General features: G+C 55.2%; 17 protein-coding genes. 3 read left to right on the top strand and 14 right to left on the bottom strand.

Going from position 1 to position 24,223, the window contains the following annotated elements; genetic code table 11:
- Positions 1-3: 3 nt before the first annotated feature.
- Positions 4-2,394, bottom strand: coding sequence for a beta-N-acetylhexosaminidase (locus tag DYU11_RS24690; protein ID WP_119670409.1), 2,391 nt, complete (start codon positions 2,392-2,394; stop codon positions 4-6).
- A gap of 206 nt (positions 2,395-2,600) precedes the next feature.
- A complete protein-coding gene (locus tag DYU11_RS24685) occupies positions 2,601-3,464 on the bottom strand; it encodes a sugar phosphate isomerase/epimerase family protein (RefSeq protein WP_119670408.1) in 864 nt (287 codons plus the stop codon).
- Between the two features lie 185 nt (positions 3,465-3,649).
- On the opposite strand from DYU11_RS24685, the gene DYU11_RS24680 reads away from it, so the two are divergent.
- Together DYU11_RS24680 and DYU11_RS24675 are read left to right on the top strand one after the other, a co-directional pair.
- On the top strand, positions 3,650-4,264 hold the full coding sequence (locus DYU11_RS24680) for a DUF6134 family protein (RefSeq protein WP_119670407.1): 615 nt from the start codon (positions 3,650-3,652) through the stop codon (positions 4,262-4,264).
- 92 nt (positions 4,265-4,356) lie between these two features.
- Positions 4,357-5,664 carry a lytic transglycosylase domain-containing protein gene (locus DYU11_RS24675; protein WP_119670406.1) on the top strand — a complete coding sequence of 436 codons (1,308 nt, stop codon included), beginning with the start codon at positions 4,357-4,359 and terminating at the stop codon, positions 5,662-5,664.
- A gap of 15 nt (positions 5,665-5,679) precedes the next feature.
- Here DYU11_RS24675 and DYU11_RS24670 read toward each other — a convergent pair whose 3' ends face one another.
- The 4 genes from DYU11_RS24670 to DYU11_RS24655 all read right to left on the bottom strand — a co-directional run bounded on the left by DYU11_RS24670 (position 5,680) and on the right by DYU11_RS24655 (position 9,723).
- Positions 5,680-6,066, bottom strand: a complete 387-nt coding sequence (locus DYU11_RS24670; RefSeq protein WP_119670405.1) for a type II toxin-antitoxin system VapC family toxin — start codon at positions 6,064-6,066, stop codon at positions 5,680-5,682.
- Entirely contained in the window at positions 6,051-6,278 is a 228-nt protein-coding gene (locus DYU11_RS24665; RefSeq protein ID WP_119670404.1) for a hypothetical protein, read from the bottom strand. Before DYU11_RS24665 ends, DYU11_RS24670 begins: the two co-directional genes overlap by 16 nt.
- A 457-nt stretch (positions 6,279-6,735) precedes the next feature.
- Positions 6,736-7,668: a homoserine kinase gene (locus tag DYU11_RS24660; protein WP_119670403.1), complete on the bottom strand. Its 933-nt coding sequence runs from the start codon at positions 7,666-7,668 to the stop codon at positions 6,736-6,738.
- A gap of 102 nt (positions 7,669-7,770) precedes the next feature.
- Positions 7,771-9,723, bottom strand: a complete 1,953-nt coding sequence (locus DYU11_RS24655) for a S8 family peptidase (protein WP_119670402.1) — start codon at positions 9,721-9,723, stop codon at positions 7,771-7,773.
- Between the two features lie 106 nt (positions 9,724-9,829).
- Here DYU11_RS24655 and DYU11_RS24650 point away from each other — a divergent pair, with 106 nt between their 5' ends.
- On the top strand, positions 9,830-10,558 hold the full coding sequence (locus DYU11_RS24650; protein ID WP_119670401.1) for a sulfite exporter TauE/SafE family protein: 729 nt from the start codon (positions 9,830-9,832) through the stop codon (positions 10,556-10,558).
- Between the two features lie 14 nt (positions 10,559-10,572).
- Here the strand turns inward: DYU11_RS24650 and DYU11_RS24645 are convergent, their stop codons facing one another.
- The 8 genes from DYU11_RS24645 to DYU11_RS24610 all read right to left on the bottom strand — a co-directional run bounded on the left by DYU11_RS24645 (position 10,573) and on the right by DYU11_RS24610 (position 24,195).
- Complete coding sequence (locus DYU11_RS24645) at positions 10,573-11,010, bottom strand: MaoC family dehydratase (protein ID WP_119670400.1); 438 nt, start codon at positions 11,008-11,010, stop codon at positions 10,573-10,575.
- Between the two features lie 21 nt (positions 11,011-11,031).
- On the bottom strand, positions 11,032-12,090 hold the full coding sequence (locus tag DYU11_RS24640) for a 3-oxoacyl-ACP synthase III family protein (RefSeq protein ID WP_199736795.1): 1,059 nt from the start codon (positions 12,088-12,090) through the stop codon (positions 11,032-11,034).
- Positions 12,091-12,388: 298 nt separating this feature from the next.
- On the bottom strand, positions 12,389-12,898 hold the full coding sequence (locus DYU11_RS24635) for a hypothetical protein (protein WP_119670398.1): 510 nt from the start codon (positions 12,896-12,898) through the stop codon (positions 12,389-12,391).
- A gap of 28 nt (positions 12,899-12,926) precedes the next feature.
- On the bottom strand, positions 12,927-14,396 hold the full coding sequence (locus tag DYU11_RS24630; RefSeq protein ID WP_119670605.1) for a SusD/RagB family nutrient-binding outer membrane lipoprotein: 1,470 nt from the start codon (positions 14,394-14,396) through the stop codon (positions 12,927-12,929).
- 25 nt (positions 14,397-14,421) lie between these two features.
- Positions 14,422-17,586 carry a SusC/RagA family TonB-linked outer membrane protein gene (locus DYU11_RS24625; RefSeq protein ID WP_119670397.1) on the bottom strand — a complete coding sequence of 1,055 codons (3,165 nt, stop codon included), beginning with the start codon at positions 17,584-17,586 and terminating at the stop codon, positions 14,422-14,424.
- Between the two features lie 172 nt (positions 17,587-17,758).
- Positions 17,759-19,285: a RagB/SusD family nutrient uptake outer membrane protein gene (locus DYU11_RS24620; RefSeq protein ID WP_119670396.1), complete on the bottom strand. Its 1,527-nt coding sequence runs from the start codon at positions 19,283-19,285 to the stop codon at positions 17,759-17,761.
- Between the two features lie 24 nt (positions 19,286-19,309).
- Positions 19,310-22,435, bottom strand: coding sequence for a SusC/RagA family TonB-linked outer membrane protein (locus DYU11_RS24615; RefSeq protein ID WP_119670395.1), 3,126 nt, complete (start codon positions 22,433-22,435; stop codon positions 19,310-19,312).
- A gap of 338 nt (positions 22,436-22,773) precedes the next feature.
- The gene (locus DYU11_RS24610; RefSeq protein ID WP_119670394.1) at positions 22,774-24,195 is read right to left on the bottom strand and encodes a RagB/SusD family nutrient uptake outer membrane protein; all 1,422 of its coding nucleotides are present in this window, start codon (positions 24,193-24,195) and stop codon (positions 22,774-22,776) included.
- Positions 24,196-24,223: the final 28 nt, after the last annotated feature.

The following is a 24,223-nucleotide window of genomic DNA, read 5'->3' as shown; positions in this document are numbered from 1 at the left end:
TCCTTATTTCACCTCAATCTCATCCACCGCCAGCTGGGCGGGTTTGCCGGGGTTACGGAGTCCGGCGGGAACGCGCCCGATGTTCTGTGCGGTAATGCGGACGTAGCGGGCCGTAGTGGGCGCAAAATCGAAAGGAAGTCGGACAATACCCCGCTTGCCGCCTTCGGCTGCGTTGCTCCTGAACGTACCGACTGGCCGGAAAGTCTGCCCGTCGTCGGAAACGGCGATAGCGACCTGGGCCGGAAGACAGAGGTTGCGGGCGGTGTACTTGACAAACCCCACGGCAACCGACTGGATGGGCTGCGATTGACCAAGATCGACGACAGCGCTGAAGTTGCCTGCAAACGACACCACGTCCATCAGTTCGTACCCCCCCATGCTGCCCAGAACGCCGTCGGTCAGGTTGTTTCGGTCGGGGCGACCTTTAGTGGCCGGAGCCAGCAGCGTATACGATTTGCCGGTGGCTTTCGAGAGAAGGTATTCCTTTTGCAGGTTTCGGCCCATTGGTCCGTTCATTGTGGCGCTGTCGGTGAACGCCACGGCCCGGATGGTGGTCGTTTTAGCAAGCGTGATCGGGGCGGTGTAGCGTGGTGATTCACCGGAGGGAACGGAGCCATCGGTGGTGTAGCGAATCGCGGGAACGGACACACCGGTAGACAGTGACAGCGAAAGCTGTCCGGCCGGCGTTACGGTGGTAGTGGCGGTTACGTTGTAGAGACTACGGGCGTAATTGGCCCCCATAGCCTCCAATCGCTTAAAATGCGTCGCCAGTCGACGGGTAAAATCGGGGTAATCTTTCTGAGCGAGGGGTGTCCAGACAACCTCAGCCAGCGCAGCCGCCCGGGGCCAGACCATATATTCGACGTAAGCCGAATCCTGCATGTACTCCGTCCAGACGTTACCCTGAGCACCCAGTATGTGTTTTGCCTGCTCGGCGTTTAGTTCGGCGGGTGTCGGGTTATACGAATACACCAGCGACAGAGGGATAAGGCCACCAAACGCTGTCGGCTCCTGGCCAGGATCGGCCTGATAGTGGTCAAAGTAGCAGAAAGTGCCGGGGGTCATCACGACGTCGTGGCGCTGGCGGGCGGCTTCAATACCACCTTTCGTACCCCGCCAGCTCATCACGGCGGCATTGGGCGACAGCCCCCCTTCCAGGATTTCGTCCCAGCCGATGACTTTGCGCCCTTTCGACGTAACGAACTTGTCGATACGGGTGATGAACCAGCTTTGCAACTGATTTTCGTTCTTTAGTTTTTCGCGCTTGATCAACTGCTGGGCGTACGGGCTTTTTCGCCACGTTGACTTGGGGCACTCATCGCCACCGATGTGAATGTATGGACCAGGAAACAGCGCCATTACCTCTGTCAGGACGTCCTGGAGCACGGAAAATGTTTTTTCGTAGGGGCAGAATACATCCTCAAAAACCCCCCATTTGGTGGCTACCTGATAGGAACCCAAGGTAGAACAGCCCAGTTCGGGATAAGCCGCCAGAGCCGCCAGCGAATGGCCGGGCATCTCGATCTCGGGAATCACGTTGATGTGCCGGGCGGCTGCGTACTGAACCACCTCACGTACTTCGTCCTGGGTATAGTAACCGCCGTAGGGCTTGCCGTCGAACACCTGCGGATCGTACTCGTCGTAGTGACCGACGATGGTTTCGCGACGCTGCGCCCCGACCTGGGTCAGTTTAGGGTACTTCTTGATTTCAATGCGCCAGCCCTGGTCGTCGGTCAGGTGCCAGTGGAATGTGTTGAATTTGTGCAGCGCCATCAGGTCGAGGTACTTCTTGATGAAGCTGACCGGGAAGAAATGGCGGCAAACGTCGAGGTGCATTCCGCGATACACATAGCGGGGCTGATCCTCAATCCGGCAGGCGGGGATAAGCAGAGGACCTGGGGCATTGGGCGTGGGGGCAGGTGCCTGCATCGTGCCGGCTGATTGCCCCATGCTTTGGCCCCCCCGCCCTAATACGGATGGTGGCAGCAATTGATAAAGCGTCTGGACGGCGTAGAAGAAGCCCTTGGGCTGCCGGGCCTCAATGGTGATGACCTTGTCCGTAATATCCAGGCGGTACGCTTCGTCGCCGAGGGCTTTGTCCGTTGAAGGCACGAACTGAATTAGGTTACCGGGCAGGGCCATTTTATTGACGTTTCGCACCGGAACGCTGAGGCCGCCTGACTGGTTGAGCTGACGAGCGAAGTTGTCGGCAATGGTTTTCAGCGCTGCCTGCGCAAACGGCACCATAATCGTGGTCGTAGGGCCAACGGTGAACTGACCCGGGCGGGGCTGAAGCTGCGCCGGACGCGGAATAATCGTGTATTGGTTGTCGGGCTGGGTAAACCCTGAGCAGGTGCTCAGTAAAAGCAGAAACAGCAGGTACGTGCAACGCATAGAAAGACGCTAAGCAATTTCACGTCAAAAGTACGGCTTTTCTGTCGAGTTAGGCGTTTGAACTCTGTTCACTTATACCAAGACGGGATAAGCTATCGATAGCTTATCCCGTCTTGGTATTCAGAAAAATTACGTGATTCCGCAGGTTTTATCCTCAACCATCCGGTTCCCTTAGCCCCGTCGGAGGTTGGGGTAAGGAACGTAGTTTACTCTCGCAGGTTTTTCAGATACGCAATGCTTTTCGGTACCTGTTCGCCTTCTTTGTTGCTTTCGTCCTCAATGAAATAGTGCTTGATGCCAACCTTTTTGGCGGTTTTCAGGACGGCGGGCATATCGATCTGGCCTTCCCCCAGCACGACGTCGTTCTCCGGGGGCGTACCGCCCGTAAAATCGCCCTTGATGCCTTTTTTCAGATCTTTCAGGTGCATCAATTTCCAGCGGCTACCGTACTTGTTCAGCAAAGCAACCGGATCGGCACCTCCGTGGGTGGCCCACAGAATATCCATTTCGAACGACACGTAATCGGGGTTGGTATTCTGCACCATGTAGTCGAACAAGGTCCCGTTTTTATAAGGCTGAAATTCAAACCCGTGGGTATGGTAGCAGAACGTCAGGCCGTTTTCTTTCAGGACCTTACCCACGCGGTTGAAATCCTCAACGGCTTTCTGCGCGTTTTCCAGCGTAAAGTTGCCCTTCTGGTGAGGAATCCAGGCCACCATCACAAAGGAAGCCCCCAGGTCCTTGGCCCGCTTCACGGCGTCCATTGGGTCTTTGACAATCTGCTCGTAACTGGCTCCGGTAGCCGGGATTTTGATGTTGCGCTCGGCCAGCAGTTTTTTGAAGGTCTCGGCGGACATACCCTTTGGTACACCCCCTTCCATCTCGGTAATTCCCAGTTTATGAATCGTATCCAGCGTAGCCACAACGTCTTTAGGAAACCAGTTCCGGTACGTGTAGGCCTGAACGCCGATCGGGAACGTATACACCGGCTTTCCCGATTGAGCCGAAGCCGTGATGGGGCCCGTGCTGATCAGGGCCGCCAGGCAAAGAGAATAAGTCAGCCTACGCATCAGTAGTAATTTGGTAAGGATTAGTTATGTTCATTTACAGCTGATAAGAAAATTGACCCCAACTACTACTCTTTTTGGGTTATATAAGCTGATGTTTGAAGCATAAACCGGGAAGACCGGATGGCTGAGCTATCCGGTTGGCGCGGCCTGATACGTAGGCCGACATTAAAATCGTTGATTATCAAATGATGAAATTTATCCTGACTTTTCTCCTGCTGGGCGTGTGGTTCAGCTCGTTTGCCCAGACCCCAAACAATTCACCCGAAACCCATCACTACGCTATCGAAGTGGCCGGCATCCGGGTCGGTACCATGACCGCCATCCGGCAGCCCCAACCCGACAACCGCACGACATACACGCTGATCAGCGACGTAAAGGTGAGTTTGCTGGTTTACACGGTGAAAATATACTACAAAGTCATTAATCAATTTCAGGGAGATAAGCTGATGCTGTCGACGGTTGAAGCGAAAACCAACCGCGGCAATTACGCGTCCCGGACCGAATGGAAAGGCGACCATTACGACATTGTGGCCAACCAGTATAAGTACAATTACCAGGGTACCGAGCGGACACCTATTGATTTTGCTGTCTCGTCGTTGTATTTTGCCGAGCCTATGCAGCGAAACAAGGTGTATAGCGAGTACTTTGGTAACTATTTTATCTTCACCCGAACGCCCCGCGGAACCTACCGCGCCGTGCTGGACGACCGGGAGGATGAGTACGTGTATGAGCAGGGGAAACTAGTTAAAGTAATCAAACACAATGCGGTAAAGAATTATGTGATGCGGCTGCTGGATTAGCACAGCGGAGACACGACACGGAGAGAGGCCGCCGAACACCGGGCCCGTTCTGAACGGGTTCAGGATACGTAACCATCGCAGCCCACCGTTGTATGACGAAGCTGATTCTGATAGCCGCAGCCGGTTTCAGCTGTGGCAGTTTTGCCGTAACTCCAGTAAACGCACAGTCACCGACCTACGCTACGGCCCTTCCTCTTGCTACGATCGTGCCGCTTCGTGCAGCGCTGTACAACCCCACCGAAGAGAAACCGGGTGTACAATTTTGTGGAGAGAGCCTGCCCGCCAACCAGCCCGACATTACGGCCCGCTGGACCCGTACACTCAGCCGGCAAGCCGCGCTGGCCGGTAGTCTGGCTGCGCTGAAACGACGCGCATCGGTCGTGTTTCCAATCATCGAGCCGATTATTTCGCGCTACGACATCCCGAACGATTTCAAATACCTCCCCCTGCTCGAAAGCGCCCTGACTACCCGTGCGGTGTCGCGCCGGGGAGCGGCCGGTTTCTGGCAGTTGATGCCGCAAACGGCGCAGTCTATGGGGTTGAGCGTGGCCCGTCGGCGGGATGAGCGGTTTCATCTGCTGAAAGCTACCCACGCGGCTTGTCGGTACCTGAAGCAATTGTATCAGCAACTGGGGTCGTGGCTGCTGGTGGCGGCTGCCTACAACGCCGGTCCAAACTACGTTCAGCAGATACGTCGGCAGCACCCTGATCAGCATCCGCTGGCGTTACCGCTCAAGGGGGTTACCAAGGCGTATCTGTACCAGGCCGTGGCGGTTAAGGAGCTGCTGACCCGCCCCGAAGCGTATCGCGATTACCTGAGCAGCCGGCATCTGGCCGCGTTGAGCGATTCGCTGGAACAGCCCGTAACCACCGACGAACGCAGCACGATTCTGGCTTCGCTTGATATGAGTGCGTGGACTCCGTCTGATTCAGTGGAGACGGAATGGGGGATTGCCATCCCGGACAGTACGTCGGGCGTTGTGCTGCTCGCCGAAGCGGATGAAATTAACGAGACGGTTATGGATACAACGGCCGATTTCATCGATTCAGTAGCTGTTGCGCCGGTGGTGGCTATTGCCAAAGCGCCCCTCGTCCCACGACTGACGACGCGCAGCCTAAGTGAAGGCGCAATCACGGAAGGGCAATTGTGTGTGTTTCAGGTCGTGCAGCCCATTACGCTCAATGGCTATACGTTTGCCGTTGGCGACATGATCTACGCCCACGTTGAACTGCTGGACTCAACCACGGGCAAGGCCTTTCTCCGGACGGATAAGATCGTTACCGCCGATACGCAGGAAAGTCGCCCGTTGAAGTTAATTGCAGCCGATCAGTCCAGGCAACCGGGCGTACCGATCCCTTCGCGGCTGGAAAACTGGCGGCTGGAGTGGGAGCAGATGTGAGGGGAGCAAGGTTTGCTAAATGACTAGCAGACCATCTACTCGTTCAAAATGCTTCTTGTTCAAAGTGGCGAGCGGTAGGTGGTTACTTATAGCGGTTGCGGCAATAAAAAGGTCTGGAATTGCTATTTGCTTGCGTCTACGTTTGAGGTCGGAATTAATTTCTACCGCAATTCTCGCTACATCCTTATCAAAAGGGAGGACCTGAATTTTTTGAAGTAGCGTGTCCCAGAACTGAATTTGCCCCAATGCAGCACCGGTATAGATCTCAAATTCCGTCACAGCAGAAATGCTGTAGGTATAACCTTGCCGAACAAGGCCAACTAAAACAGAATTAGCTTTATCCGTCTTACGGAATAGATCAATTAAAAGAGAAGTATCTGCCAAAACTATTTTGTCCGCCATTGGCTGATTGCTTTCCTGGTTTTGGCGATTGCATTAAACTGCTTTGTAGAAAAGGTTGGTGCATCCAATAGAAAAGCTTCCATGTCAGAAGCCGCTTCGTTCGATTGTTGCTCCTTTTCAACCTCAGTTTTAAGCTTGATCCACTGTTTCGGGGTAAGCTGTTTGGCCAACTGAATAAGCTGATCAAATTCTATATCTACCTGTACTTTCATCCGATCAAAGTTGTAAGGTTTTGGTTTTGATAATGCTAAACACTTTAACTTGATTAGCAATAAGCCAATCGCGTTTTCAAGTGTTTCGCTTTTAACGTCATCAGGTCACTGCTATCTCCCAATCGCTTTTAAGTAAGTAAATAATTATTTTAAAAAGCAGGATGTGGTCGTCAAACTTAGTAAATATGATGTGACCTCAGACGTCATTTTTATTCTTTCTTAAGGACTGCTTTAATAAACTCAAAATACAATTAATATCGTCAGTGTCGGACAGTCGAATATCGAGAGAGAATGGTATTTAAATTTTCTTCGGTCAATTCTTGAATTTCACGCTCTAGCTTAAAATGAGTCTCCTTTATGTGTTCCAGTTTTTGAGCTATCCTGAAAAGTGCCATCTAAGGGGCAACAGGCTATAATTTATATAAGTAGCTGGCGAGCAAAATAATGAAAGCTGGTCTTATCCCACCACCCGCGGTCCCTGCTTGTTGATCTCTGATACATACGCTTCGCTGGTGATGCCGACGGAGAGGAAGGCTTGCTGCATGGCGGCACCGACCTGCTGGGCAGTCTCGGCGTCGCGGCTGAGGGCAAACATAGAGGGACCTGAACCGGAGATGCTGCAACCCAGCGCACCGTTATCCAGGGCGGCCTGTTTAGCTTCGTTAAACTCCGGAATCAGAATGGCCCGTACCGGCTCGATGATTACATCCACCAGTGAGCGGCTGATCAGCCCGTAGTCCGGCTTCATCAAACCCGCAATCAGACCCGCTACGTTGCCCATCTGGATGATGGTATTCTTGAGGGAGACTTCGTTTTTAAGAATAAAGCGGGCGTCTTTCGTATTGACTTCAATGTCGGGGTGGACCAGCGTACAGAAGAGGGCGGCCGGGGTCTCAATCCGGATTACGTCCAGCGGACTGTAACTCCGAACGACCACAAACCCACCCAGCAGCGAGGGCGCTACGTTATCGGCGTGGGCCGAGCCGCAGGCCAGTCGTTCGCCCTCCATCGCAAACGGCAGCAGTTCGACCGTTGGTAGTGGCCGACCGAGCATTTCGTTGATGGCAAACACCCCCGCTACGGCGCTGGCGGCACTGGAACCCAGGCCACTGCCGAGCGGCATCTGCTTGTACAGTACGGCATCGACACCTACGTCGGTGCGGCCAATGTGCTGCAAGTACGTCTGGATGGCAATGCCGGCCGTGTTGCGTTCGGCTTCGCGGGGCAGGCGACCTTCGTCGCCAATGATGTCGGTGATGCGGACGCCGGGCTGATCGCTGGCCGTCAGGGTAATCTGATCGCCGGGATTCGCGACGGCAAAACCAAATATGTCAAAACCACAGGCGACGTTCGCGACGGTAGCAGGAGCAAAAACGCTGATTGACTTCACGGTTGGGCATTGAAACCGCAAGTTTAGTGCTTTCAGGCCGGAAAGTCAAAGGATACTGACCCTACCCCCTGCCCACAATGGGAGAGGGGTAGGGGTAAATGCTTACTTCTTCCCCGTCATCTGCATCGCCATCCGTACGGCTTCGTACGCATTCAGCAGGCCACCCGACCGGCTCAGGCTGCTGAACGGTACGCGCTCGCTGGAGCCGGGCTTGCGAACCGTTACGTCAGGCTTATACGTACTGTTCATCAGGATTTCCTTCACCTGCAGAGCGGTCAGGTCGGGGAAATAGGATCGTAGCAACGCGGCCACCCCCGTCGCGCAGGGAGCGGACATACTCGTTCCCGACAGGCTGGCGTACCGGTCGTTCGGGAGAGTCGACAGGATGTCGGTGCCGGGCGCGAACAGGTCGACGGTTTGTTTGCCGTAGTTCGACGACCGGCTGGGCAATCCTTCGCCAATACGCCAGGTAGAGTTGCCAACTACCAGCACGTTACGCGCTACGGTACCATCTTCGTACACAGCCGAGGGATAGGCCGGTACCGAGTCGTAGTTTTCGCCGTTGTTTCCCGACGAGTGAACAATGAGAACATCGCGCTGCTCGGCCAGGCGTATGGCCGCATCGACCTGCTCCTTGAACGGCGACATACGCTTACCGAAACTCATGTTGATGACTTTGGCCCCGTTCTCGACGGCGTATCGAATGCTGTTCGCTACGTCCTTGTCGCGTTCATCGCCACCCGATGGGACAGCGCCGAGCATCATAATCCGAACGTTATCGGCCACGCCGTCGATCCCCCGGCCGTTATCGCGTTTAGCTCCGATAATGCCCGCTACGTGAGTGCCGTGCATACCCAGTTCTGCCGACCGCCCGATGTTCAGCCTCGGGCTGCCGTAGTATCGTTCGGTTGGGTCGGCCGGGTTGTCGCCCACGGCCTGGCGCGGTTTATAGTCGGGGTTATTGGTGGTCAGGGCACCGCCCAGCATGGCGCGCCGGAACAGCGGAAACCGCTGCCGAACCAGGTCCGCAAAGGCCGTGAACGAACCAAAACGCGGGTCGTAGGTTTCGGCCAGCAGGTCGCGGACGGCCAGTGCTACTGAATCCGTACCGACGGCCGCTTCCCGAATTGCTTTCTGGGTGGTTGATGGACCGGCGAGCTGCTGTTTTAGCTGGTCGGTTACCTGCCAGAATCGGACCGTATCGCCCAGGGCCAGCCGCTTAGGACGCGCTGCCTGGTAGCGGGCCAGGAACTGCTTTTTAGCCCGCTGGTATATCTGGTACTGTTTTTTCTCCGCGGGGTTGAGCTTTTCCGGGTCGGCTTTATCGAACTTATCACGCCAGAGCACATAAATCTGCGTCACTTCGTCGTGGTCGTTTTCGTACGTAGTGCCGTCTTTAGCTCCCATGAAATTCCAGCCGTTGAGGTCGTCGGCGTACCCGTTTTTGTCGTCATCCTTATCATTACCCGCAATCTCTTTCGGGTTGACCCAGACGACATCCCGCAAATCTTCGTGGTTGATATCAACGCCCGAATCGATGACACCGACGATAACCGGCGTTGAGGGCCGACCTTTGAGCAGATCATAGGCCCGGTACAGGCTGATACCGGCAACGGAGTCGGCTGCGGGGTCCAGATATGACCAGTTGCGGGGCGCTTGCTGCGGAAGCAGAACCCGGGTGAGGGGTTTGCCCGGCGATAGTAATTGATTGCGTTCGGCGCAGGGGTCGCTGATGGTCCGAACAACGAGCTGCTCACTGTTCCGGAACCATTCCAGTCGGTAAGCGCCGATATCGTTCGTGCCGCAGGACGAGGCACTGGCCTGCAAAACCAGCAGCGTATCGCCGGCCTGTTCGTACCGCAGCCGTTGGACTACGGCCCCGCCCTCTAAGCGGGTGACGAATACCGAATCATTCCGGAACGCAAGCTGCACCGGCTGCCCCGCGAGGGTCGCGCCCTGCCACCGGGAGTTACGTAATGGAAGCTGGGCCTGTGTGCTTAGCTGAAGGCCAAGGAGAAAGAAGATAAGACACGCACTCAGTTTATGGCAATTCATGCTGGATTCGACTAACTTTCGTTTAAAATTACCGCTTTGTGGTATACGCGGCCATAGTTTATAACGCTGTGGCCCGCAAATCATTGGTCTTTTCCGGCTAATCCGAATGGAATCTACTCTCTTTCTTTTCTGCCTGTTTATGGTTGGCTTTGTCTACGCTTCCGTCGGGCATGGCGGAGCCAGCGGGTATCTGGCTACCATGGCGCTGTTTGGCGTAGCACCTGCGGAAATGAAGCCTTCGGCCCTGCTGCTGAACCTGTTTGTATCGACGGTGTCGTTTATTCAGTTCTACCGGGCCGGGCATTTTCGCTGGGATAAGTTCTGGCCCTTTGCCGTAGCGAGCGTACCGCTGGCGTTCGTAGGGGCTACCATTCCGCTGAGCGATACGTTGTACCGTCAACTGCTGGCCGGATGTCTGCTGCTGGTGATTGTCCGGTTGCTGTGGACCATTCGCGGACAGGAGGAAGACCCAAAACCGGTGCCGCTAACCGCCGGGTTGGGGCTGGGGGGCAGTATCGGGTTGCTGTCGGGTATGCTGGGTATTGGTGGGGGCATCATTCTCAGTCCATTGATGCTGCTGTTCCGCTGGGCCCGGCTGAAAGAAACCGCAGCTACGTCGGCTCTGTTCATTTTTGTCAACTCCCTGTCGGGGTTATTCGGGCTGCTAAGCAAGGGGTATTCGCCGAGTCCTGCCTTGTACGGCTGGATTGGTGCCGCCTTTGTGGGCGGGCTGCTGGGCGGGTATTTCGGCAGCCACCGCTTCACGGTCCCGACGCTCCGGTACCTGCTGGCGTTTGGTATCGGCGTAGCCTGCGTGAAACTGATCACTACCTGATGCGGGCCGGCCGTTCAGGCGAACAGGTCGCGGTGAAACACCACGCTCGTGCCCCGCAGCGTTACCTTGCCCGTTGACAGATCGAACACTTCGGAGGTAATTTCGGCCGTGTGCCGACGGCAGTTAATTTCCTTACAGAAAAAACGAACTTCGTATTCGGTGTCAACGTACATCGGGCGCACAAAGTCGAGCGTCTGCGACAGGTGGACTCCACCGCTGCCGCCAAACTGTTTGCCAAAAACCTTAGCCAGTACGCTGGCACTCAGCATACCGTGAACGATGGGCCGTTTGAACGGGGTGTTGGCCGCAAATTGAGGATCGAGATGAAGCGGATTATCGTCGCCAGTCGCTTCGGCAAACTTTTCAACGTCTTCCTGGCTGAATTGATACCGGTAGGAATACGTCTCTCCAATCTGCATGACTTGCATAGACGTAGAAGTTATGTTAGTCATTGAGTAAAGTTAGTAAAGGTTCTACCATCGAATCAATGCCGATGCCCACGTAAAGCCACTGCCAAACGCAGCCAGACAAACCAGATCGCCTTCACGGATGCGACCGGCTTCCCAGGCTTCACACAGAGCGATGGGTACTGAGGCCGCCGTGGTGTTGCCATACAGCTGAATGTTGTTCCACAGTTTTTCGTCGGGCAGGCCGAGCTTCTTCTGGATGTATTCCAGAATCCGGAGGTTAGCCTGGTGCATGACAAAGAAATCCACGTCGCCGAGTGAGTACCCTGCCGTTTTGATGGCCTCCTGAATCGCTTCCGGGAACTTCTGAAACGCCTTCTTGATCACCAGGTACCCTTTGAACACGCCCGGATAGATAAACTGACCTTCAAACGGGCCGGTGTTAGGATGCACCAGGTTGTACTCCGATTCCAGGTACTGCATTTTGTACTTCTTCAGGTGGTAATTTCCGTGGCTACCGGGATTGATGATCGCCAGTTCTTCAGCGTCGGTACCATCGGCGTGCAGGTGCGTGGTCAGGATCCCTTCGCTCGGCTGGTCGGTTGGCTGAAGCACCACGGCACCCGCGCCATCGGCGAAGATAATGGCCGAATCACGACCGCGCAGGCTGTAATCGAGGTTAAACGACTGACGCTCGGCGGCAACAACCAGAATGTTTTTGTACGTACCGGTTTTGATGAATTTGTCGGCCACGGACAGCGCATAGATGAATCCGGAGCATTGATTGCGAATATCCAGCGCTCCAATTTCACTGCTCGTGATGCCCAGTTCGCGCTGAAGCAGCACCCCACAGCCCGGCACGATGTAGTCGGCGCTCATGGTCGCGAAAATGATGAAGTCAACGTCTTTGGGGGTAATACCGGCCCGATCGATAGCAATCCGGGCGGCAATGGTGCCCATGGTAGTGGCCGTTTCTTCACCCACCTTGGCATAGCGTCGCTCCCGGATGCCTGTCCGTTCTTCGATCCAGGGGCCGTCGACATCCACCCACGGCGCAATCTCCTCGTTGGTTACGACCCGCTCGGGTACGTAGTAACCGATGCCGGCAATTTTAGTGTTCTTCATCATCACGATATGAGCTGGATATAAGTGGTTGCTCCTTAGTAAAAAGGTAGTTACTTTCTGGTAGTATTTACTTACTTCCCAAAAGTTCAGTATGCAAAATAGCCAGTTTGTCAGCCGAACGGAACGGAAGTTACTAAGCGGAGGGTGTTGGTAATTATACGGTAGGTAACTAAAGGGTGATATACCGATCTGTTCAGGTTTTGATGGGTGACCGGCCTCATAGGAAATTGACTCGTATAAAACAAAAGCAGGCGGGCATTTGCCCGCCTGCTTTTGTAACTCATCGTACTATCTGTTTTTACAGAATCCGAACGCGTACCTGCTGCGTTACAATCTGATCGCCGTTGTCGAGCGTAATCAGGAAGATAAACGCAATCTCACGCGGTGACGCCGGGTTGGGGGACACCGTAGTGACCACCGTCGGATACTTGGTCCGGAACGCTGCCAGCGTTGTTTCAAAAACGGCCGTTGTGCCGTTACCCGGAATCGGTGCTGTATTGTACTTGGCCGAAGCCGTATTCAGCGTAGCTGCGTTAACACCCGTACCACCACCGGCTACGGTCGTAATCTCACGGATTGTCCGGCCGCTTGATTCCGGAATCGCCAGGGTGAACCGGATAGTGCCCGGACCGGATGCCTGAATTTCGATGAACGGGTTACCGCCATACGTAGTGGCACCCGGGAAGGTTACCGGCACGGCCGGGCGATTGTCCCGAACCAGTTCACCGTATTTATAATCGTCTTCGCAGGCGAAGTTGGTCACTGCCAATGTTGCCAGCAAAAGCCCTTTAATTAAGAATTTTTTCATGCGTTTGCTTAGTTAAACAAAGTGACCATTAATCGACGTCCCACCACACTTTTATGTTCGACTGAGGGGCCGGGTTCGGGAAGTTGGGGTTCCGCTCGATCTCCTGCGAGATGTAAACGGCCCGCACCGGCCGGGTGCCATCGATACCCGCAGCGTTCTGCGAGGGTTGCAGCACCGGATACCCTGTCCGACGGTAGTCGTTCCACAGTTCAATACCGTTGCCCGTGAAGGCAATGTACTTCTGCGTAATGATCTGGGCCAGCTTCTCCTGCGTGGTACCGGTCAGCGTAGCAACGCGCGGGTTAGCCGCCAGGTACGCGTCGATCTGCGCCGTGGTCAGGCCCGCCAGGCTCATTGAAGCCCGGATGCCCTCAGTATACAGCGCCTGCGGGTCGCCTGGTGTGCCTAGTGTCAGCGCTGATTCAGCCAGGATAAACGCCCGCTGGAAGTTAGTCAGCAACCGTACTGGTCCTTGACCGTTGGCACCCGTTACATACGCATTGTACCGCGACCAGCTTGTGGTTGGGGTTGGAAGACCACCCCGCTGACCATTGTCGATCGTTACGTAGTTAGCAGTTGGCCTTGTGAAAAAGATCGGCAGACGCGGATCGTTGTTGGTCTGGAGCAGGTTCAGATACCGGGTGCTCAGAATCAGGTCATTCTGAAAGATGTTTTGCGGTATTGACGAGTACTCGTAACGCGGATCGCGGCTACCAACAGCACCTCCAAAGAACACATTGAGGTCGTCGGCATTGGAACTGATAAACTGACCGCTGTTAATCACCTCATTGATGACCGTGCGGGCCAGTTCCGGCTCACGACGACTGATGGTGTTTGCCAGTTTAAGCAACAGGGTGTTACCAGCCCGGCGCCACTTGGCCAGATCGCCCCCATAGATTAGATCGTCGGTACCAGGACGGGTGGTCGACTGAGCACTCAGATCGGCAATTCCTTCGCGTACCAGATCAAACAGGCTTTGGATACCGGCTGACTGGTTGCCTTTGTAGATATCCTCCTGCTTATCAAGCCGGGGCTGTAGGGTGGCTTCACCCTGCAGCGCCTGCGAATACGGAATATCACCCCATACGTCGGTTGCCAGCGAGAACGCGTAGGCCTTCATGATTTTGGCGATACCCGTATACGCTTTTGAGTTCGACGCGTCAGCGATGTTGATGATCTGCTGATAGTTGGTCAGTGCCCCACCGTACAGTTCAAAGCGCCACTGGTTCCCAAAGTCTGACGAACTTACTACGTATATGTCATAGTTGGCAGGGCTACCCGCTGCACCAGCCAGTTGCTGCGTTACAACCGACGTAAAGCGGTTCAGCTCATTGGCATTGGCGAAGGCCGTACCAATGTGTGCTGACGGTAACAGAACCGATGGCGGTACTGCTGTTGGGTTATTGGGCGTCACGTTGACGTCCAGAAACTGACTGCATCCACCCATAGCTGCCATCATGGGCAGTACAAGTAATGCTTTTCGAAATATGGTATTCATAGATAGGATCAAGTGATAAAAAAGATTACAACGTGAGCCGCAGGTTTACACCATAGTTACGCGCGTTCGGCGGTCCGTTCAGGTCAAGACCCTGGATGTTACCGGCACCCTGCGTGTTCACTTCCGGATCAGTATAGTAATTCGGCGCGTAGAAGAACAGGTTCCGGCCACTCACGCCAACTGAAATAGTACCGAACGGTGTCTTGTTCAGCAGCCCTTTCGGCAAGGTGTAGTTCAGCGATACTTCGCGCAGACGATAGTTCGTTGCATCGAATACAGCAGCCTCAGAAGCCAGACCACCCAATCCCTGCCAGTAAGCCTGTGACGACAACTGGATGTTGTTCGGACGGAAACCCGTTACGCGGCCATCTGAGCCGGTGATTGGAATAACACCCGGCAGAATACGGGGCTGATCCCGATCGATACCTGTTACGTACAATTGGCCACCGCTACGGTAATCGACCGCCGGGAACGAGAAGAGCTGTCCGCCCTGACGAATATCAACCAGTGCCTGCAGCGTAAAGCCTTTGTACGAGAACGAGTTGTTGATACCCAGCGTGTAGTTCGGGTTCGGGTTGGCAATCACCTGACCCGCCAGACCCGGAGCGAACTGACCACTCGTTGGGTTAATGATGTACTGACCTACGTATTGACCAGTTGGATCGTACGTTGCCGGGTCATTCGGGTTTGTATTCTGTACCCGCGTGTTGGCCGTACTCACGATCACGCCATACGGCTGACCTTCCACGATGGAGGCTGTGATACCGATGAAGCCGTTACCTGCAATACCCGACTGACGAACGCCCGGTGCAATCGAAATAACTTTGTTCCGAATGCGGGTAAAGTTGGCCGTGATATCCCATTTGAAACCGCTTACGCGTACCGGCGTAGCCGACAGTACCAATTCTATACCCTGGTTCTGCAGTTCACCCACGTTGGTAGTCCGCGTGTCGAAACCTGTCGAGTTCGATATCGCTACGTTGAAGATCTGGTCGGTCGACCGCGTAAAGAAGTACGCAGCATCCAGGCTCAACCGGTTCTGGAAGAAGCCCAGGTTCAAACCAACTTCCGACGACGTAACGAACTCCGGCGTCAGGGCATTACTACCAATCCGGCTGCTCGGCGTAAAGCCGGGAACACTGCTGCCACCGATCGTAAGCGGGAACGTAACGCTGGCCAGGTTATTTCCATAAGTAGATGGTACATAAACCGAGTTCAACAAGTACGGATCGGCGTCACGACCTACCCGGGCAATGCTAGCCCGTACTTTGGCATAGGACAGGATGTCGGACTGCACCTTGAAAAAATCCGTTGGAACGAAGCTCAACGATGCCGATGGATAGAAGTACGTGCTATTGGCTTTAGGCAGTGTCGACGATTGGTCAGCGCGACCGGTCAATTCCAGGAACAGGTAGTTCTGGTAGTTCAGGGACAACTGAGCGTAGTAACCAACCAGTCGGCGGAGCGTGCTGGATTCACCACTACCCGTTAGGACCGAACCGTTCGATGTATTGAGAAAGCCAGGAATAACCAGCGAAGCACCGACAGCCGCTACGTTCTGTGTCCGGCGCTGGTTGATGTTGTTACCCAGCAACAGGTTGGCACCCAGGCCTTCGAGGAACAGCCGGTCTGTTTTGGCCGTAATAAGCAGGTCACCGTTCAGCTCGGAGCGGAAGAAGTTATCCTGAGTAATTGAGCCCTGAGCGGCACGGGCAGCACCGAAGTTTTCGACGGCTTTCCGGCGGTCGGTATACGTATCACCCGTTGCACGGTAGGTGATGTTCAACCACTTCGTTACGTCATAACCCAGCGTGAAGTTTCCGAAGAAACGATCAACCTGGCTGTCCAGCGTGGAGTTATACAGTGACCAGTACGGGTTGTTAGCCGCCACAAAGTAGATACTCTGGCCGTTGGCATCCTGATACGGTTCGTTGGGCAGGTCGTAGCTCCGCGGAATCCGGGTCAGCTGTCCGAATGCACTACCTCCGTTACCCAGCGTTGCCCCCCGCTGAACGGTCTGAGCGTACGTACCGGTACCGGTGATGCGCAGGCCGTTGTTCAGGCGGGTTTCGCCACCCAGCTGTACGTTCGTCCGGCTGAACTTGGAGTTCAGCGTGATACCCTGCTGCGCCGTGTTGCTGACCGAGATGTTGAAATTGCGATTCACGTCCCCACCGGCAATGTTGGCCGTGTTTTGCAGGATGTGTCCCTGGCGGTAGAAATCACGAACGTTGTTCGGATACGCCTGGTACGGCCGAACCTGACCCTGCAGGTTGGTAACGGACGTAGGGCCACCTACAAAAGCCGGTCCCCAGGAGTTAGTTGTGTTATTGACGAACAGGTTGTTCGTGCCCTGACCATAATCATTCTGAAAACGCGGTAACCCGTATACCTCCTGTACGTTGTATGACGACGTAATGGTTACTTCCGTTTTATTCTGCTGATTGCGTCCAGTTTTGGTCGTAATGATGATGGCGCCGGCCGATGCCCGTGAGCCGTACAGAACAGCCGCTGCGGGGCCTTTCAGTACGTTGATCGACTCGATGCTTTCCGGGTTGATGTCGGCCAGACGGTTTGCCGACTGCGACTGGAACAGCGTGTTACCCGTTACGTTCACATCGTTGCTGAAGATGATCCCATCAACGACAATCAGCGGCTGGTTACTACCGTTGAACGATGTAATACCCCGAATGTTGATGTTGGTTGATGCACCCGGCGAGCCACTTTGCGTCGAGATGTTTACCCCCGCCAGTTTACCCTGGAGTGAGTTGAGCAGGTTCGGTTCTGATTTTTGTGAAATCAGCGCGCTGTTGACCTCCTGGGTTGAGTAACCAAGCGAACGCTTGTCCCGCTCGATACCCTGGGCCGTTACGACAATCTCGCTCAGATTCTGCGCACCACTGGTCAGTGCTACGTCAATAGTGGTCTGGTTACCCACGGCGATCTCCTGATTGCCGAATCCGATGTAGCTGAAAACTAACCGGGCATTGGCTGGTACACTTAGCCGGTAGCGTCCCTCCGAATCGGTGGTGGTCCCCCGCGAGGTACCCTTAATCTGAATACTCACGCCTGGCAGAGCGGAGCCGTCGTCTGATGAAGTGACTCGACCACTCACGGTTACCTCCTGCGCCAAAGCGGGCAAACAGAACAGCAAAGTGAGCAGCCAACCCAACATTAGATATTTTCTCATAGAGATTTTTGGGGAAAATATTTAAATAAAATAATAAAAAAGTATTCTGAAATGGGTTGCAAAATTAATTAGTAAAACAATAATTGTTAACGTTTGTTAAGAAATTATTTTGTCGAAAAACAGAACGGCCGGTCAATTGACCGGCCGTTCTGTTTTTCGACAAAATAAACCGTTATGGGTTTTGAACAATCGCCTTGTTCACGTTCAGTTCCGTCTGCGGAATTGGCCAGATATACACGGACGCTGTGGGAGGAACCGCCTGAATACGTGGTGCGCTCTGCACACCGCCTTTCTCCGGCAGTGGCTGATTGGTCCGCAGCAGATCATTCGAGCGGATGCCTTCGCCCAGGAATTCAATCCGGCGTTCGAGCAGGATGGCGTTTACAAGAGCGGCTCCGTTGGCAAAACTGCCGGCCGTGTATACACCCGCTGCGTTAGAGCGGCCGCGCACGGCGTTCAGCAGGGCCAGAGCCTGCTCGTCGATTCCGGCCGTTGCCAGACGGGCCTTCGCTTCGGCCAGGTTCAGGAGCACCTCTGAGTAGCGAATTACCGGTACCCAGTCGGTATGCTGCGGGCCGGTCGGGAATTTGTTCAGCCGCGACAGTTGCTGGCCACCCCGGGCATCGCCGGGCCAGTCGTTTCGTATGAACGCCCGGCGGGCATCGGTAGCGGCAAACGCAGCATTACCAATGATACCGTTCGGGTTAAGGCTGAAATCGCCCAGACCGATCTGCGGCAGGTAGTAGCTGCCCAGACTGTTCTGCGTACCGGGCAGGTCGTTGCTGCTCATCGGCAGCGAGAAGATCGACTCAACTGTGGTGTAGTTGCTGAACGTAGTCCGAACATCCGCCTGCAGCTGGTGCGCTACCCCGGACGCGGCCCGGAACGGCGCGGCCGTTGGTACAATCTTGTTGGCTTCCGTTACGACGTTCGCCCACTGGCCCATGGCGAGGTAAGCCCGGGTTTTCAGCGCAATCGCCGTGTTTTTGTGCGCCCGGGTTGTGTTCAGCGTAGCGTTGGCGTAGCTGGCCGGCAGGTTCTGCTCGGCAAAGTTCAGATCCTCCAGAATCTGCTGGTACACTTCCGCAACCGTAGCGCGGGCCAGGTCGTTGTTGCCGGTACCTACTTCGCCCTGCAGGCGGAGCGGCAGCCCCGGACTTGCGCCGTTGTCTTTCGTAAACGGCTGCGCGAACAACTGCACCATCTGATGATACGTCAGCGCCCGCAGCAACCGGGCTTCGCCCCGGTACTGGTTGGCCAGCGTGGCATCCACTACGGTCGGATTGGCATCCAGCCCGGCCAGAAACAGGTTGATTCGGTTTATGGCCAGGTACGCTGCGTTCCAGAGGTTGGTGGGTTCGTTGGAGCCGGAGTTCTCAGTGTGGTTCCACGCGCTCAACGCCGTTACGCCGTTGTTGGTAATGTTCAGAAATTCTTCGCCCCGAACATCGATGTAGACCAGGTAGCGGCCTCCCATAAACTGGCCGGATTTAACGCTGGAATACAAACCGTTGACCTGCGCCAGGACCCGATCCGGGTTGGCAAAAGCCTCAACGTCGGCCAGGCTCGTGAGCGGAGTTGGGTTGAGCAGTTCCTCTTCGGAGCAGGACGTCAGGGAAACGCTGAACAACGCCGTGGCTAAGGCTGTTTTCAGGAGCCCGCGCCGGGTGACTATATGATTAAATTGCGTAAGGTTCATGATAAACGATTGATCTCTCGTGGATTAAAAATTCGCGCTGACACCGAATGTATACGTGCGGGCCTGTGGCGTTGAGTTGCGGTCGACACCCGGTGCAATGTTGGTGTTCCGGTTCGTCGAAATCTCGGGGTCAGCACCGGTATAGTTGGTGATGATGAAGGCATTCTGCACCTGGCCATACAGCCGCAGCGACGCGATGTTCGCCTTGCGGAGGAAGTCATTGCGGAATGTGTATCCCAGCAGGATGTTCCGGCCACGGATGAAGTCGCCTTTCTCCACGTTTTCCGAAATCGGGTTCGCCGATCCGTTCGATACGTTGTCGTTCAGCACCGGCCGCGGGATGTTCGTGACGTCGCCCGGCTGCTTCCAGTAGTTCAGCACGTCGGTGTGGTTGTTCCACGGACGCTGGTCGCGCAGACCGGCCTTGGTACCGTTGTAGATGTAGTTGCCGCCCGAATACTGCAGGAAGATACCCAGTTCGAGTTTGCCGTAGCGGAACGTGTTGTCCAGACCACCGTAGAACTTCGGAAGGGCATTACCGAATACCACCCGGTCGGTACCGGCAATGGCTGGTGCCACGGCACCGTCGGATACGTAGGTCCAGCGCTGAGCCGGAGCTGCCGACTGGTCATACTGCACCTCACGGCCGGCCGCGTTGATGAAAATCCGCCGACCATTTGCCGGGTTAACGCCGTTGGTCCGGATGACGTAGATGCTACCGATCGACTCGCCGACGCGGACAATGTTGGAACCTTCCAGACCACCCGTCGACGGGAAAATGTCGGCGTTATTGTTGGCCAGCGCCAGTACCTTGTTCTCCAGGTAGGTGAAGTTGAAGCTGGTCGTCCACGAGAACAGCCCACGGGTCATGTTATTGCTGGTCAGAGCAAATTCAACCCCTTTATTGACCATCGAGCCAACGTTGTTGGAGATGCTGTTGCCCGGAATACCCCGCGAAGGCGCCTGCGGTTCTGAAAGCACCAGATCGCTCACTTTCTTATTGAAGTACGTCAGTTCGCCGGTAAGGCGGTCGTTGAACAGGCCAAAGCTCACCCCAAGGTCAAGGTTGGTGCTTACCTCCCAGCGCAGAGCCGGGTTACCGGCCTGTGAGAACGCAAACGTCGGAACGGTGCCATACAGACCGGATGAGAACAGGCTCAGGGCCGAGAAGTCGCCGATACCTGTATTACCTACCTGCCCGATACTACCCCGTAGTTTGAACTCGTTCAGCACGGTGCCGAGACCTGAATTTTTCCAGAAGCCTTCTTCCGACACCCGCCAGCCGAGCGATCCACCCGGGAACGTACCCCACTTCCGGCCGGGCGCATAGGCCGAATAACCGTCACGGCGCAGGTTGAACGTCAGCAGATACTTCTTGTCGAAGTCGTAGGTCAGACGGCCGTAGTACGAAAGCAGACCATTCTGCGTCTGGAAGTTGCCCGATGGGGGCAGGTTGGTCGTAAAGTTACCCTGGTAGCTGGTGAAGAACGGATCTGACAGACCCTGGCGGGCACCACCCCAGCGGTTGACCGTAAACTTCTGGGCTTCTGTACCGGCCACCACATCGAAGTTATTCTTGCCAAAGCCAAAGTTATAGGTGAAGTAGTTCTGCCAGTTCCAGAGTTTAACGTTCGTATAGATGTTGAACGCCTGACCGCCCGTAGCGCCACCTTCGCCGTGGATGCTGTTGCGGAAGTCAATGTCCTCAACCGTAGTCCGGTCAACGCCGTAGGAAGTGCGGAACGTAAGCCCTTTCAGCAGGTTGACGTCCATGAAAACGTTGCCCAGTATGTGGTTGTTCTCCGAGGTAAACTTACTCAGTTCGAGGTCGGGCAGCGGGTTGTAGTAACCACTGGGACCGATCAGGTTGTTGCCCAGACCCAGGCTGTTCAGCGACCGGCTGATGTTGTAGCTGCCGTCCGGATTGCGGGGCGCTACGTTGGGCGGCAGAACCAGCGGCAGACGCCCCAGACCGCCAATGCTGAACGGACCAGTGGTGCCGGTATTGGGCGAACTGTTAAAGCTGTTGGCCAGCGTGATGTTGGAACCAACCCGGATGGCTTTGTTCAACTGGTGCGAAATATTCATCCGGCCCGTCAGGCGGCTGAAATCGTTCTTGACGATCATACCCTCCTGATTCGTGTAGCCAACCGAGAAGGCGTAGCGGGTTTCTTTCGTACCGCCGTTTACGTTCAGGTTGTGGCTATGCGAAAGCCCCGTGCGGTAGATCAGATCGAACCAGTCCGTGTCGACAATGCTGCCGTCGGGATTGAGGGTCGGGAAGAACTGATCGGGTAAGCCGGCGTTGCGGGCCGCTACGTTTTTATACTCGATGAATTGCTGGGCGTTCAGCATGTCGAACAGCCGGAAAGGCTGCGTACCGCCAACCCAACCATCGTAGGAAACCTGCGCTTTGCCTTCTTTCCCTTTCTTGGTCGTGATCAGGATAACGCCCGCTGCGGCCCGCGATCCGTAGATCGCCGTAGCCGATGCGTCTTTCAGAATGTCGAGCGACTCGATGTCGTTGGGGTTGATGTCACCCAGCGGGTTGTTTACGGTGAAACCACCGGCCGATACGTCGCCTGAGTTGATGGGCAGTCCGTCTACCACGATCAGGGGTGATGATGAACCGTTGATCGACGATACACCCCGTACGCGGATAACCGGAGCGTTGTTGAGTACCCCGTTTGGCGTAGTGATGTTCACCCCGGCCGCCCGGCCCTGCAGGGCCTGGTCGAAGCTTTGTACGGGTTTGTTGGCAATCACTTCACCACCCACTGTTGAAACAGCACCCGTAAGTGTACGTTTGCTTTGCGTACCGTACCCCACAACGACGACCTCGCTGAGGTTGGTAGAGTTGTTTACGAGAGCGACATCTACTGCGGTGCGATTACCAACGGCTACCTCCTGACTGTTGAATCCGATGAAGCTGAAGATGAGTCGGGCATTTGCCGGCACACTAAGTTGATAATTCCCCGACGCATCCGTGGTAGCGCCCCGCGTCGTTCCTTTTACCTGTACACTCACGCCCGGGAGAGCGGAGCCGTCGTCTGATGAAGTAACACGACCGCGTACTGTTACATCCTGCGCCAATGCGGGCACACAGAATAGTATCAGAAGCAGCCAGGCTCCCAATAGAGATTTGTTCATAAAGTGGTAGAAATTAAATTTAGGTTAAAAAAACGCGTTATTGGATGGCAAAAATAAACGGCATTTTGAAAAAGTCTATTCTACAGAATTAATATTTTTCAAACTATAATTCTGTAATGTGAAGTTTTTACAGAAAATAGTTATAGTATATAGGTTATATAGTTTTATGTGCGTATTATCCAATGTAGTAGTCAACCTTCTACTCCGTTTGTACCAAATCAGCCCGGCAGCGCAGCCTGACGTTTGATACGACCGTAAATTCACCAGGGAACAATCGGCTACGGCAGCAACAGCAGGACGTCGGCCCAGCGGGCCGACGTCCTGGTTGACAAGCTCAGTTAATAACCGGGATTCTGTATCATCTGCGGGTTGGCATTGATTTCTGCCTGCGGAATTGGCAGCTGAAATTTAGGGTCGTTCACGGCCAGCCCCGGTCTCACATAAGTAGTACCGGTACCGTCGGCGCGGTCACCAAATCGCGTGACACGCGCAACGGGCTGGTTCCGGCGCTTCAGGTCGAAGAAACGGTGGCCTTCGAAAGCCAGTTCGAGCCGGCGCTCCAGATCGATGGCTGTACCCAGCGCATCGCCGGTTTCGGTAGCCCTGCTGGCATCGAAACCAGTGTAGCGGTTCACCCGCAGGCGGTTCAGATCGGCCAGCGCATCGGCGTCCCTGCCCAGGCGATACTGTGCTTCGGCCCGGTTCAGCAGCACTTCGGCCGTGCGGAGTACTTTCACATCGACCACGTTGGCATTACCGGTTGCCCGGCCCAGGTATTTGGCAATGTGGTTGTAAGGCGTACCGGAGAAGCTGCTGGTGGTGATGCCGGCCGCCAGCCGAACGTCGTTTCTGGCGTACTTCGTGTACAGATCATAGTCGCAGACGTACTCAGAACGTACTCCCGTAGCCGAAGCCTGGCTGTAGTTGACGCCCACGGCCAGGTTGTCCTTGTCAATGATGCGTAGTTTAAACAGCACACCCTGTTCGGTCGCATCCCTGAAAATGGCCGGGAACGCCGTGAGGCTGCCTACGTCGCTGCTGGCAGTCAGGGCCTTCGTAGCAGCATCTACCGCTTTCTGCCATTCGCCCCGGTACAGATACACCCGCGAAAGCAGCCCGTTAACGGCCGTTTTATTCAGGCGGCCTACGCCGTTGGTAACGTTGATGAGCCCTTCGGCTTCGACCAGATCAGCCACCACCTTGTCGAAGGTCTGCCGAACCGGCTCCCGGGCGGGTTTCTGCGTCGGGTCGGTGCTGGTGATGTACGGAACGCCAAGGTCGCCGGCCGATGCCTGAACGTATCCCTTGGCATAGACCCGCGCCAGATCGAAGTGAGCCAGCGCCCGGGCCGCCAGGGCTTCGCCCCGGAAGTTGTTACGCTGAGCTTCGTTGGTCAGTTTGTCAAGGTTTTCCAGCACCGCGTTGGCCCGGCGAACGGCTGTGTAGGCATTGAAGAACAGCCCCGATGTGGCTTCGCCCGAGTACAGGTACTCACTGAAGTTGCGGTTGGTCAGACGGCCCCGCTGGCACAGGATCAGGTTGTCGGCCAGCAGATCAGGCACGATAATGAAGTCGCCCCCGTAGTAGCTGGTACCCAGAAACCCGCTGTACATACCGTTGACGGCATTCTGAAAATCCGTAGGGGTGGCAAATGCCTGGTCGGACGTAATGGAGTTGTAGGGAACCAGGGTTAATTCTTTATCGCAGCCAGTCAGCATCAAGCCGGAAAGCAATGCTGCACTGATGATTATCTTTTTCATGTTGATGTTTGATCGGTTAAGAAGTTAC

The sequence above is a fragment of the Fibrisoma montanum genome (assembly GCF_003583365.1).
In the GTDB taxonomy this organism is placed as follows: Bacteria; Bacteroidota; Bacteroidia; order Cytophagales; family Spirosomataceae; genus Fibrisoma; species Fibrisoma montanum.
The sequence above is the reverse complement of the archived record's forward strand: the minus strand, read 5'-3'. Positions and strand labels throughout refer to the sequence as shown.